This window comes from Candidatus Desulfosporosinus nitrosoreducens (assembly GCF_030954495.1).
GTDB lineage: Bacteria > Bacillota > Desulfitobacteriia > Desulfitobacteriales > Desulfitobacteriaceae > Desulfosporosinus > Desulfosporosinus nitrosoreducens.
This window is the reverse complement of sequence record NZ_JAVHUW010000048.1, coordinates 99,469-112,278: the sequence shown is the minus strand read 5'-3', so window position 1 is coordinate 112,278 and position 12,810 is coordinate 99,469. Positions and strand designations below refer to the sequence as shown.

Annotated in this window: 14 protein-coding genes and 1 tRNA gene; 9 read left to right on the top strand and 6 right to left on the bottom strand. The window is 42.2% G+C overall.

The window, feature by feature from the left end; genetic code table 11:
- Positions 1 to 133: 133 nt before the first annotated feature.
- The 3 genes from REC12_RS11130 to REC12_RS26475 form a co-directional block, all read right to left on the bottom strand.
- Positions 134 to 382, bottom strand: a complete 249-nt coding sequence (locus tag REC12_RS11130; protein ID WP_308894408.1) for a hypothetical protein — start codon at positions 380 to 382, stop codon at positions 134 to 136.
- A gap of 51 nt (positions 383 to 433) precedes the next feature.
- Positions 434 to 694: a helix-turn-helix domain-containing protein gene (locus REC12_RS11125; RefSeq protein WP_308894407.1), complete on the bottom strand. Its 261-nt coding sequence runs from the start codon at positions 692 to 694 to the stop codon at positions 434 to 436.
- A gap of 254 nt (positions 695 to 948) precedes the next feature.
- Positions 949 to 1,176 carry a helix-turn-helix domain-containing protein gene (locus REC12_RS26475; protein ID WP_374214199.1) on the bottom strand — a complete coding sequence of 76 codons (228 nt, stop codon included), beginning with the start codon at positions 1,174 to 1,176 and terminating at the stop codon, positions 949 to 951.
- A 141-nt stretch (positions 1,177 to 1,317) separates the two neighbouring features.
- On the opposite strand from REC12_RS26475, the gene REC12_RS11120 reads away from it, so the two are divergent.
- From REC12_RS11120 to REC12_RS11100, 5 genes are all read left to right on the top strand, one after another.
- On the top strand, positions 1,318 to 1,806 hold the full coding sequence (locus REC12_RS11120) for a helix-turn-helix domain-containing protein (protein WP_308894406.1): 489 nt from the start codon (positions 1,318 to 1,320) through the stop codon (positions 1,804 to 1,806).
- 144 nt (positions 1,807 to 1,950) lie between these two features.
- The gene (locus REC12_RS11115) at positions 1,951 to 2,373 is read left to right on the top strand and encodes an ImmA/IrrE family metallo-endopeptidase (RefSeq protein ID WP_308894404.1); all 423 of its coding nucleotides are present in this window, start codon (positions 1,951 to 1,953) and stop codon (positions 2,371 to 2,373) included.
- A gap of 189 nt (positions 2,374 to 2,562) precedes the next feature.
- Positions 2,563 to 2,913 (top strand): hypothetical protein, encoded by a 351-nt coding sequence (locus REC12_RS11110; RefSeq protein WP_308894402.1) that lies wholly within the window; start codon positions 2,563 to 2,565, stop codon positions 2,911 to 2,913.
- 19 nt (positions 2,914 to 2,932) lie between these two features.
- Positions 2,933 to 3,937 carry a type II TA system antitoxin MqsA family protein gene (locus REC12_RS11105; protein WP_308894400.1) on the top strand — a complete coding sequence of 335 codons (1,005 nt, stop codon included), beginning with the start codon at positions 2,933 to 2,935 and terminating at the stop codon, positions 3,935 to 3,937.
- Positions 3,938 to 4,127: 190 nt separating this feature from the next.
- On the top strand, positions 4,128 to 5,402 hold the full coding sequence (locus REC12_RS11100; protein WP_308894399.1) for a tyrosine-type recombinase/integrase: 1,275 nt from the start codon (positions 4,128 to 4,130) through the stop codon (positions 5,400 to 5,402).
- Between the two features lie 165 nt (positions 5,403 to 5,567).
- Here the strand turns inward: REC12_RS11100 and REC12_RS11095 are convergent.
- Positions 5,568 to 5,642: transfer RNA gene (locus REC12_RS11095), tRNA-Thr, on the bottom strand.
- A gap of 948 nt (positions 5,643 to 6,590) precedes the next feature.
- Between REC12_RS11095 and REC12_RS11090 the strand changes: the two genes are divergently transcribed.
- The 4 genes from REC12_RS11090 (at position 6,591) to murC (ending at position 11,243) form a co-directional block, all read left to right on the top strand.
- Positions 6,591 to 7,709, top strand: a complete 1,119-nt coding sequence (locus tag REC12_RS11090; RefSeq protein ID WP_308894397.1) for a hydrogenase small subunit — start codon at positions 6,591 to 6,593, stop codon at positions 7,707 to 7,709.
- Positions 7,710 to 7,716: 7 nt separating this feature from the next.
- The gene (locus REC12_RS11085) at positions 7,717 to 9,120 is read left to right on the top strand and encodes a nickel-dependent hydrogenase large subunit (protein ID WP_308894395.1); all 1,404 of its coding nucleotides are present in this window, start codon (positions 7,717 to 7,719) and stop codon (positions 9,118 to 9,120) included.
- 21 nt (positions 9,121 to 9,141) lie between these two features.
- Positions 9,142 to 9,801 (top strand): cytochrome b/b6 domain-containing protein, encoded by a 660-nt coding sequence (locus tag REC12_RS11080; protein WP_308894393.1) that lies wholly within the window; start codon positions 9,142 to 9,144, stop codon positions 9,799 to 9,801.
- Positions 9,802 to 9,890: 89 nt separating this feature from the next.
- On the top strand, positions 9,891 to 11,243 hold the full coding sequence (gene murC, locus REC12_RS11075; RefSeq protein WP_308894392.1) for a UDP-N-acetylmuramate--L-alanine ligase: 1,353 nt from the start codon (positions 9,891 to 9,893) through the stop codon (positions 11,241 to 11,243).
- Positions 11,244 to 11,421: 178 nt separating this feature from the next.
- Here murC and REC12_RS11070 read toward each other — a convergent pair whose 3' ends face one another.
- Entirely contained in the window at positions 11,422 to 12,033 is a 612-nt protein-coding gene (locus tag REC12_RS11070; protein WP_308894391.1) for a 5' nucleotidase, NT5C type, read from the bottom strand.
- A gap of 1 nt (position 12,034) precedes the next feature.
- The gene (nadE, locus tag REC12_RS11065; RefSeq protein WP_308894390.1) at positions 12,035 to 12,808 is read right to left on the bottom strand and encodes an NAD(+) synthase; all 774 of its coding nucleotides are present in this window, start codon (positions 12,806 to 12,808) and stop codon (positions 12,035 to 12,037) included.
- Positions 12,809 to 12,810: the final 2 nt, after the last annotated feature.

Genomic DNA, 12,810 nt, shown 5'->3' with positions numbered 1-12,810 from the left:
CTTTTCTGTCTCCATGTCCCGGACAGCTTGGCCCCGCATGATTAATTCCCAGTTTGAGTGGTAACGTTGGTCGTGTTGCTTAACTTGATAAGCGAATACCACTCGCTTAATATGGTTTGACTTTAGAAGGATTTTACGAATTAGTCTTAGCATTTGCCCCAACCCCTTCGTTGAGCTTTTCTAACCTTACCCATTCAGGCGGAAATACGATCTTCCCATTTACCGCATGTACAACACAGAAATCTCCATTATCGGTGATTCTTACTTCCGGAAAGAGCTTCTTTTGCAAATCAACATAGGAGAATACTTCATTTGCATCCTTGAGCTCAACTGGCGGACAATATGCTCCATCCTTTTCAATAAAGCAGTATCCCTTAAACATCCTCCTGAACCTCCCTTCCCTTTGTTTTTAGAAGTTGGCGCTGAAGAAATTTCAGGCCTCTTTTCCCGTCAAAACACTTACCCCACCTGAATTAATAAACTCCATGACCGACTGCATAGAGATGCGGATACCGCGTCCTATTTTTGTGGCCGATAATTTATTACGTTTAACAAGTTCATATACCGACCATTGGCTTATTTTCATCATTTCAGCTACTTCATAAGGGTAAAGCAAAACTGGAGTAATATTCCTTATAGGAGCGTTCTTCACTTCTTCCTCAGTTACTTGAGATAACTCTTTTTCCATCATCATTCTCCTTTCATCCTGACCTCTACTAGGCGGTTACACTTTGGACATTTTGTTCTGAAAACCAAAGATCCGCGTAGGCTAAATTCAGCAAGTTTCCGGCCGCAGTGTGGACAGCGGATCTGGTTCATTAGTAATCATCCCTCCTTGTTCACATTTTCACTGCGCTGAAATCATTTAAAACTTTAGATTTTACAGGATTATCCTCTTTTGGTGTCGAAGTGTGTAGTGGTTAAAAATCAATAGATTTATTTTATTAATCAACTCTTAGTTTCTAAGAGTTCGTCGGTAAAAAAAATTGCTGGTTCTACCTCAAAAGCCTTTTTACAAATAGCTTCTAGCATCTCCGTAGTCAACTTCTGCCTACCTAATTCGATTCCATTTAAAGTCTTAGGCGAAATCCCTAATCGCTTAGCAACCCATACTTGAGTTATGCCCTTGCTTATTCGATATTGCCTAATTTTCTCGTAAATTACCAAGTTACTCACCACCCTTCGTTCTTAGTTTCTAAGATATTATAATTTGATTATACTCTTAAAGTCTAAGATGTCAAGACATATTTCTAAGTTTCTAAGACATTATTCTTTAAACCTAAGAATAATGCTATTATATGGATGTGAGGTGATCTTATGGCGGATTCAATTTGTATAAGACTCAAGAAAGCTCGGGCCCAAAAAAATCTAACACAAATGCAAGTTATGAAAAGAACAAATATTAATCATAAAACTTTATCGGGATATGAAAATGGAGTCAGCGAACCCGATCTTGAAACATTAGCTATTCTGGCCGAATTATATGAAACTACTACTGATTATCTTCTTGGGCGCTCAGATGACCCCAAGGTCAGTTACCTAAATACTCTGCCCCCTGGTCGCCTTGAATTCCTTAAAGAAGCCCATCCCCCATATAACGCCACTCTATCCCCCAAAGAAGAACGTGACCTTGCCAAAGACCTGAACAAAATCCTTTCCGACCTAGAAAGTAACGAAGCATTAGCCTTTGACGGCGAACCCCTTGATGAAGAAACTAAAGAACTCATGAAATTATCATTAGAACACTCAATGCGCATGGCCAAACAACTCGCTAAGAAAAAATTTACCCCGAACAAACACAAATAGATGAGGCTTTAGGATTTCCTATTACCTCATCTACTAGATAAAGACTAAATCTAATTTAGTGAATTTTACGAACAAATGTCTTTTGAGAAAGTAAAATTAAAAAGTGGGTAATTTAGGGAGGGGATTGCCATAAGTAGAACTAAGATGGCAGCGGACAAGCTAATTAGACGCTATAAAACTAACGACCCCCGCAAAATTGCAGAGGCCAAAAATATAAACATTATATACGAACCGTTGGGGAGTACATTAGGCTATTATAGTACCTATAAACGCATTAACTTCATTCATATTAACAGCAGTTTAAATAGTATCTGGCAGAGGTTCGTTTGTGCCCATGAGCTAGGACACGCCATCCTACACCCCAAGGTTAATACTCCGTTTCTGAGATCTAATACCTTATTTTCCGTGCAGCGAATTGAGAGGGAAGCAAATGAGTTCGCCGTCGAGTTACTTATGCCAGATGTGACTTTCCGCGCTTATGAAAATAGATCACGGTCAATTTATGAAATTGCCGCTCGTCACGGAATCCCGGAAGAATTAATCAGCTTAAAAAAATTAATTGAGTAAGAAGCTACTCTGATATTTTCAGGAGTAGCTTCTATTACTAATTATGCATTTCGACATATTGCGAAAAAAATCGTCTTGAAACTTTAAATAAGGTATTTCTTTAGCCATTATATTCTTTGTTTGTCGCCTCTTAATGCTACTAAATGATAGCATTTTGGTATATACTATAGACAGAGGAGAGAAAAAATTTTGCAGATAGCTAGTATCGAAGAAATTAATCAATTCTTAGAAAATGCTAAGTCCCTTATTAGAAAAGGCAAATATGATTTCATTCCTAGAAAAAAGAATCTTGATGGGTTGGCCTTATTAGGTATTACGCAAAAATTAGCTAAATCAGAATTGCTTGAGCTAACTTATCGTCAATATGATCGTGGGCCAATCCCTGATATAGATAGACTATCCGATATAGTTTGGGAGTTCATTAAAGAGATTGATACTAATCTAGCTTATATAAAAATCAAAATTGATCAAAGAGGCTGTGTATGCCTTAGTTTTCATCCATCAAGTGGGCCCACAAGTTTGCCCTATAAGGATAGATAAAACTAATGGGGGGATATCAATGAAAAAATACTGCCACGTCTGTGATTGTGAACAAGAGACAAACTTGATTCAAAAAGGGGAAAGTTTTCCGGTAAGAGGAGATTCAATTGAAGTTGTTTCTGATGTTCTTATTTGCTCTGTATGCCAAGAAGAATTATTCGATCCAGAGTTAGATGATGCTAATCTGGAAAGAGCATTTAGCGAATACCGGAAAAAGCACAATTTACTGTCTCCTTCTGAAATACGCGAAATAAGGAGTCGTTATGGTTCCGGTCGCTTGGTGGCTACTCTGCTCGGTTGGAGTCAAGCAACTTTAGTCAGATATGAAAATGGTGCAATACCTAATAAAGCACATCATGATCAGCTACTTCAACTCAGAGATGATCCTGGTTATGTTAAAAGATTATTGAGCCAAAATGAAGATAAGCTTAGTGAAAGGGAGCTAATAAAGTTAACAACATTAATTGAACAGGACTTATCGCATCGAGAAACGCACTCATTCGATCCTGTTGAAGAATTAAATAAGATGTTCCGAGCCTTTTTAAAAGATGGTATCGTTGATACTGAATTTGATTTTGAAAAACTTGCAAACGCCGTTTTATTTTTTGCTTATCATGATAGGCTTCTAAAAACAAAGCTACAAAAGCTTCTGTTCTATGCTGATTTTTTATCGACCAAACGTTATGGTAAACAAATTGTTGGTATGCCCTATGTGCATCATTACTACGGCCCTGTTCCTTATAATCACGAATTTGTTCATAGTTGCTTATTAATGTCTAATATTGTTGATACCGAACCACTGGAAGGTCCATATGGGGGAGAAATAATAACACCATCCAATCTTCCAAACCTTTCTGTTTTTACTCCTGAAGAATTAGAAATATTAACGACTGTTTCAGAATTTTTTAAGGGTTTTAGTGCTACCCAAATATCCGATTTTTCCCACAAGGAAAAAGGATATTTGGAAACATCTCATAAGGAAATCATCTCTTACTCCTATTCAGAAAACCTCCTATTAAACTAAATTCCTTTACGTATTTACAAAAACATGTTAATCTAATTTAAAGAGTGCCAGAGGACCAGTGCCGGTTTCCTGATCGGTGAGAGACCCAGAGCGCCAATAGAATTTATAGAGGGCCTCCGAGCCCCACATTTCTCATAGGAGAGGTGTGGGGTTTTTACTTTTTGAGCCCCCAATATAAGGTGAAATCAAAATGTATTCAGGACATGTAGAAGAAATTAAGAAAAACCATTTTAATATCATTATTGAAATCGGCCGAAATGCAGAAGGTGGCCGGGGCCGAATAAAAAAGGTATTTCACGGCGGAAAGCGTAAAGCAGAAGGAGAGCTCGATCGAATGATTTCCGAACTTAAGAATGGAACTTATATTGAGCCATCCAATTTGAGATTTAGTGATTACCTGGATAAATGGCTAAAGGAGTATTGTTCGCCTAAATTACTTAATGGTAAATTTAGCGAAAGAACGTACGCCTTTTATGAGAAAATGTTCGAAATTCACACAAAGCCTCGACTTGGACATATCCTACTCGATAAATTATCTCCTCTTAATTTGCAAGAATACTATAACTACCTAAGAACTGAAGGAAGAAAAGATGGTAAGCCCGGCGGTCTGGATGAGTCAAGTGTATTTAAACAGCATTGCATTCTTCATAAAGCATTGAAGACAGCTGCTAAATGGAAACTTATTAAGGAGAACCCAGCTGACTTTGTGGAAAGCCCTGAACGTCCTAATTCTGATGTCGCATCGTTCTATGAGCCAGAACAAGCAATTGAAATGTTGGAGTGCGCAAAAAACGAACCAATTAAGAAATATGCCATGGTGTTAATTTCAGTTTACGGTGGTACTCGTCGTGGTGAAACCATCGGCCTCAGGAGAGAAGACATAGACTGGGAAAAAAATGTCCTTAAGATCAGACAAACTGTCCAATATACAAAGAAAAAAGGCATCTTCATTAAAGGGACGAAAAGCAAGAAAGGGATAAGAGATATTAAAGTTCCCGCCTTAGTTATGGATGCTTTGCGCATTCATTTGGAAAATCAGCAAAAGTTGAGGGATGAATTGGGCGATGATTATGTCGACAACGATTTAGTATTTTGCCAGGATGATGGTAAACCAATGTTTCCGGATACCATTTCAAGTTGGTTTCGGAAATTTCTTATAAAATATAAACTACCAAAGATACGCCTTCACGATTTACGTCATACTAATATTACAATCATGATTGCTAATAAAGTCCCCGATAATGAGATTGCGCGTAGAGCTGGCCACGCCGATCCTGCCACCTCGAAACGACTTTACGGTCATGTTTACGCAAGCATGAAGGACGAGGCAGCAAGCGCTATCGAAAATGCTTTAATTCCTACCGAAAAACCAAAGAATCCCGAACCAGATCCAAATCCAGATGCAGTTCCAGTAACACCCTCGAATGCCAAAATCATTGCTTTTCCTAAGCGAAACTTGGCCTAAATATGCGTAACAATTAATCCCCAGAAGCTTATCTGGGGATGTTTGTTTTGTGGCACAAAGTATGGTGTTGTACGTTTGGGCACCGAATTGGCACCTTTTTAGGTTTTTAACCTTATTCCCATAAAACACAAAATCCCGCAATCTCTTGCGGGAGTAGTGTTCCAGTGGAGCCGATGGTCGGAATCGAACCGACGACCTGCTCATTACGAGTGAGCTGCTCTACCTCTGAGCCACATCGGCATGTTAATTCGTCGATTATAAGTCTGTTACTGTAACAACAGCTCATTTTCTGCCTTATAGAGAGCAGTTCATTCGACTTGGATAGTATAACACAAGTTGATTAGTTTGTTAAGAAAAAAATCAACAAAATTTCTAAATAAAATTTTAAAACCATTCCAAATACGGATAGTTTTAGATTTTTCATGAACCCCCACCATTCCCTGATGAGGTTGACAGAAGAGATGGTATTCTAAAGCAACAGACTTAATTAAGCGGTACTTTTACATTCTATGAAATACAGCTTCCATGTGTACGGTTGCTTACAATTAAAAAGAAGACCTCCGCGTCCGGAGATCTTCTGCGCAATGCCCCATTAAAGGGTTTAATCCCTATAAAAAAATGGGACAAAATTCTTAAAAGCTCTCCTTCCGCCAATTGGCAGAAGGATAAGGGGGCTTACTACATGTAACAAAACTAAAATTGTTTTCGACACATTATAACATAAATTTACAAATATGTGTTAAAAAGTATCTTGGTAATTTATTGAAATAATCTTCGTAGTTTCTGCTTAACTAAATTAAAATGAACACTGTCAGCAAACTAATCTGATTTTTGCTCATAAATGATCTGCCCTGAGCCAAAGCTTTTTGCCAAGACAAAAAAATCCCTCACGGAGAGGGAGAGAGTGAGAAAAAGGGTGTCTATATGAACAACTTAAGGTTAAGTTGCTGTATCCTGTGCTGCTATTATAAACCATATTGGTTAATTTGCCCAGTGCTCTTGTGAAAAATTCTTCAAGTTTGCAACCTAAATCCAGGCCTTTCGGCTTTACATAACTAAAAAATCGAAGCGAAGGTCTTCTGAAGTTTGAATGGCTCTTCTGTTAAAAAGTAATTTTTATCCTAATCGTAAAAATTCGAGTGTAAGTTGTATTTTTGGGAAATAATACCCTCACAAGGGGGGTGTGCTATGCTGAACCGGCGAGACTTTCTTAAATTAATTTTTAAGGGAGCTATTCTCGGCAATTTTTATCAACTGATTACCCCTCCTCTAGCCCAGGCAATTGCGGCAGGCGATGTCAAGAAACTTCCCGTAGTGATGATTGAAGCCGGCACTTGTACCGGAGATAGCATCTCTCTGGATAATATCTGGACCCCAGCCTTTTCCGATGTTCTCTCAAACCTTGTTGATTGGCGTTATGATTGGGTCATGAATCAGGTACAAGGTGATGAGGTCTACCAGATTCTCCAGGAAACTTACGAAAAACTGCCTAACGAATACATTCTTCTTATACAGGGGGCTATGATTCAAAGTGGCAGGGGACATTACAACCACATCGCTTATGAGAAAGGCAAATTAATAACGGGTATTGAATTAATCCGACGCCTGGGCATCAAAGCCAAATATATTGTCGCCATTGGAAGTTGTGCGGCATTTGGCGGCCCTGCTTCCGGGTACCCCAATCCGGCTCAAGCTACAGGGGTACAGAATATCCTAACTGAGAGAAGGGTTATTAATGTTTCCGGGTGTCCCGCTCATCCGGATTGGATCATAGGAACTCTGCTCCATCTGGCCTTATATGGCGAGCCGGAACTGGACGGCTACGGAAGGCCAAAGCTTTTTTACAGGGAAACCATCCATAATCAATGTCCACGGCGGCACTATTACGATCAGGGAATTTTCGCCACGGACATCGGACAAAAAGAATGTCTTTATCGAGTCGGCTGCAAAGGACCCGTTACTTATGCCGATTGTCCGACTCGACGCTGGAACGACCGCTTTAACTGGCCTATTGGCTGCAACACCCCTTGCATTGGCTGTACAGAGCCGGGCTTTCCGGACTTGATGTCCCCATTCTCCCTTCATTCGCCGGATATTCCTTCACCTGGCGGAACAAAAGTTACCACAGATTCCGTCGGGCTTGGGGTTTTAGGCTTGACCTCCGCAGCAATTGTGGGACACACTGCAGCCTCACTTTACAAGGGGAGAATTCAGCGGAATATGCTGAATTCTACTGTCCGTCAAAAACACCGGCTCACTCTCAAAAAAGTAAAAACTTTTCACCACTATCGAGTAAAGAAACCTTAATCAAGGAGTGACCATTCTGGAGAAAAAGACTATTTTTCCTGTGAGCCGCATTCATAATCCCATGTTGCTGGAAGCTTGGCTGGAAGACGGAGAGATTAAAGATGCCTATATTTCGGATACCCTCTACCGGGGGTTTGAACAAATCTTAGTCGGCCGTTCCTCCATGGATATGCCCTATTATACTCAACGTATTTGCGGGATCTGTTCTTCCGCCCATGCTATTACATCAGCTCTGGCTGTAGAGAAAGCTTTAGGAATGCAAGTTCCTTCTAATGGACTTTTAATTCGGAATCTGATTCTAGCCAGTGATTTTATTCAGAACCATATTCGTCACTTATATTTATACGCTTTGCCGGATTATTTTCGGGGTCCTGATCTGGCTCCATTTATTCCCCATTCGGAATCTGATCTGCGATTATCCAACCAAGAGAATACTGCACTGACCGAGCATTATTTCAAAGCTATAGAAGTTGCTCGGGCTGCCCACGCGGCTTTTGCTGTTTTTGGCGGCAAAGCGCCCCACGGACATGGCATCGTTCCCGGAGGGGCAAGTACAGACGTTGATGCAGACAAAGTTAGTCGTTATCGCGGCTATATTCTGGAAGTATTAAGCTTTCTCGATAATGTTCTTCTGCCCGATGTCGATTTAATTATCAAGCGTTATCCCGACTACGTAGAACTTGGTCAAGGCAGCGGCAATTTTATGTCAAGCGGAGGATTTCTCAGCCCGGAAGGAACTGGGTTGTTCTCTCAAGGTGTGGTGCTTCGAGGAGACCGGGAAAACTTCAATGAGAAATATGTGACAGAAGATGTGACTCACGCCTGGTACAAACCTCACGGACCTTTGCATCCCACAGAAGAGGATACTGTCCCCGATCAAAGTCAAAGCAAAGGATATACTTGGGTCAAATCTCCGCGCTATCGCGGTCAGGCTATCGAAGTCGGCCCTTTAGCCCGGGCAATCCTCAACAAAGAAAAAGTCATAGGCTACGGTGCGCTCGCCCGAATATGGGCTCGATCCCTGGAAATCAAAAAAATTGCTCAAGCTACCCAGATTTGGTTGGATCGACTGGAACCTGGTTCAGCAACTCTTAATCGTAAAATAGGGCAAAACTCCGGGGTCAGTGTCGGGCTCCATGAGGCCATGCGCGGCTTGTTAGGACATTGGGTCAGTATTAAAGAAGGGCGGGTCAGACATTATCAAATCATAACCCCTTCAGCCTTTAACTTTGGTGCTCGGGACGAATCGGGAACCCGCAGTGTTGGAGAGTCAGCCTTACTTGGACTGAAAGTAAAGTCAGAGGACCTGAAAGAAGCGGGCAGAATCATTCGCTCTTTTGATCCATGCTTTTCCTGCAGTGTTCATATCATCGACGGTGAAAAAATCCGGGCTTTAAGAATTCCTATCTAATGATTGAGGACATGGTAATAAATGAGGAAGCGAAAAATTGCTCTTAGAAAACCTCTCTCTAAAGAATTCCAGAAAGGCAAGGTAAAGGGAGAAATTATCCTTTTCCAATCCATTGGAACAAGAATTTTTCATTGGGGCTTCACTTTTAGCCTTACCGGAGTCTTATTGAGTGGTTTAGAACTGCATAAACCCGCTAAATTTTTAAGTGTAACCTATAGTGATGTATTTCAAGTCCATGTAATCTCTAATTGGTTTGCCCTCGGATTTACGGCTCTGCGCCTTGCCGATGCTTTCCTTCGACAGGATAAATCCTTGATTCCGAAGGCTCATGATGTTAAACTATTTCCGAAACTCTTAGCCTATTACTTTTTCCTGCGTTCATCCCCTCCACCCGGTCGTAAATATAACAGCGGACAGACCCTTATGTATTTTTCCTGGCTCTTTCTTTTCTTAGTGGCGAGTCTTCTGGGTCTGGCATCTTATTGGCAAGGTGAGCATTTGATTTGGGTTTGGAGATTAGTAGGCGGCTTCCAGCGCCTGCGTTGGATAAAATTCATTATTACCATTTACTTTCTGGCCACGATTCCAATTCACATTTACCTGACATTAACGGAAAACCTTAGTCACCTTCAGGCAATAGTCACAGGTTATGAGAGAAAACCTCCACCCAAAAAAAGCTAGGAAAATTTTCCTTGTATAAATATGATACCTTTTTGTATAAGTTTGGGTATAATGAGAGGTAGAGTTATACATAGAAGGGACGATACGTTTTGGCATTGCATATTCATTTTGTTGGCATAAAGGGCACAGGCATGAGCGCGTTAGCTCAAATCAGCGCTCAAATCGAAGGAGCTACAATTTCCGGTTCAGACGTAGAAGAGAGTTTTTTCACGGATAGTGTTTTAAAGCGTGCCCAAATTCCTGTTCTAAGTTTTTCCCCCAGTAACGTGGAAAAAGCCGACCTGGTCGTTGCCTCGGCTGCCTATACAAATCAACATCCGGAAATAGCCCGGGCTTTAGAGCTGAATATTCCTGTTTTAACCTACCCTCAATTTCTCGGGCGCTTACTTTCTAAGAAGCGGGGAATTTCAGTGTCCGGAACCCACGGCAAGACGACAACGACTGCTATGATGGGACTTGTCATGCTTCACGCCGGATTTGACCCGACTATCCTCGTAGGCAGCGATGTCCCAAGCATTGGCGGGAATGCCCATTCCGGGGCCGGAGAATTTTTCGTAGCGGAATCCTGTGAATATCGGCGCCACTTCCTTAACTATTCACCTGAGCATCTCATCATTACGAATATCGAATTTGATCACCCCGATTATTTCAAAGATCTTGACGACGTTATCGCGGCTTTTGCCGAGCTTACTCAGAAAGTACCGGATCACGGTCATATTTATATCTGGGCCGAAGACCCAAATCGTCAGGCTATTAAAGGATCTGCGCCGATAACCACGTTTGGTCTTTCCGAATCGGCGGATGTCAGGGCTACGGAAATTCTCTTCCGAGACGAACAGAGTTCTATGAAAATCATGCTTAAGGGAGAGTATGTCGGTGATCTGGACCTGCATGTTGCCGGCAGACATAATATTCTCAATGCTTTAGCCACGATTGCAGTCTGCTCGGAAATTGGCATCCCCATAAAAGACATCCTGCATAGCTTAAGCCAATTTAGCGGAACAAAACGACGCTTTGAACATCTCGGCAGCAATACCAATGGAGCTCTTATTGTCGATGATTACGCACATCATCCAACTGAAATTCGCACAACCCTGGAAGGCGCCCGACTGTCCTTTCCCGACCGTCGTATTCGCGCCGTCTTCCAGCCCCATACCTTCAGCCGTACAGAAAAACTTCTTCAGGAGTTTTCTCAGGCCTTTCAAAGCGCCGACGAAGTCGTTATAGCTGATGTCTTTGCCTCAGCACGCGAACAAGGACACCAAACTATCTCTGCCCTTACCCTGGCTGAGCTGATCCAAGAGCAGGGAATTCAAGCCCGCTACATTGGAACATTGGACGATATCAAGGTTTATCTCGCCCAAACCCTCGCCCCTGAAGATCTCGTTCTCACTTTAGGAGCCGGAGATATCTATAAAGTTGGCTTGGACATAGTCAGCTAATTTGATCTTACAAGCTGGAGCAACAGTCGAACTAATCAAAAGCTGCCCTAAGCTTGTATGATTTTAAGCATCCTACGATTGCCTCAGCAACAACGAAACAAAAGCATCCTCCTTCACTTTACTTAGTGAAAGAGAATGCTTTTTCATTTTGTAATTACTTAGAAACCACAAACGGTTTTTACTCGCAGCTTATTTTATCTATTTTGTCAGCCACTTGCGACCCTTCCTGTATACCCTTTAGCCTCCTGATTCCTTCCACGACATCCTGCCAGCTTTGACAACGCGTGACAGCTTCAGGAAGCCCTGTACAGCCTTGATTATAGCTCGCTGTCAGCAGGAAAACCGGAACCCCAATTTTGGCGATCTGTTCGGCATTCACATGATAATCTTCGATAAAAGCTTCTATATCCCATTCTTGGACTAAGCTCACTTTACTATTAAATCCGGAAAAAAGAACGTGCTCATGGGGTATCCCCCGTTTGGCAAGCCAGCGCAATGTAACATCCTTTTCTTCAGGGGTACGGGCGGTTACATAAATAATTTCATGCCCTTCTTCGACCAGAGTTTCAATCCCTTCCTTCGCCCCCATCACAATATCAGGCATAAATAACAGTCTCTCCGCATTCCCCACAAAAAAGTCATTCATAGCGGCACGAGGAACCCCAAACAATTTGTACATATCATAGTCCGTAATTGTCTTAATGTCCTTGCCAAAATACTGGTTCAGTTCCTGAAGCCAACACGGATAGCTATCCGAAACGACACCGTCAATGTCCACCCCAATACGCACGTCAGTCTAACCTCTCAAGTTTAGGAAGTTCCAGGCTGGGCGGAAGATTTCGTTTGTGTTCGCTTTGGCGGTGTAAAGCTTCGATACGTTCGCGGACCTTAGCAGGAACCTCTTCTCCGAGCAAGTAACGGTCAATTAAATCATAAGTTAGACCCATTTCCGCCTCATCCGTTTGGCCGGGCCACAATCCGGCTGTCGGGACACGCATGGCAATCTTCTGGGGCAATCCCAACATCCAAGCCCAAGCCCGCACCTCCGTCTTGGTAAGTGAACTGATCGGCAAAATATCTACTCCACCATCACCATACTTTGTAAAGTAGCCGGTATAACTTTCCGGAGCGTTGTCTGTTCCTACCACTAAGTAATTCAAAGCATTCGCTACGGCGTATAACGTCGACATACGCAAGCGGGCTTTTAAATTCCCTTGGCTCAGCGTTTCTCCAACAACGGTGCAGTCCCGATCAGTCAGACTTTGCCTGACTTGATTAAAGATTGACGTATGAGCTTCAGCCAAATCAATTTCCAAAGGTCTAAGGTCAAAACCCTCAGCGATCCAGAGGGCATCCTCACGATCCTCAGGATTCGAATGACTGGGCATGATTACCCCGATGCAATTGTCCGGAAAGGCACGGCAGCAAAGTCCTGTTACAACTGCGGAATCCACGCCCCCCGAGATCCCCACCACAACTCCTTTGGCGTTGGCCTCGGCGACCTTGAGGCGCAGCCACTCTACTGCTTTATTAATCCGACTTGCTAATTCATCTTCTGTCCACATGA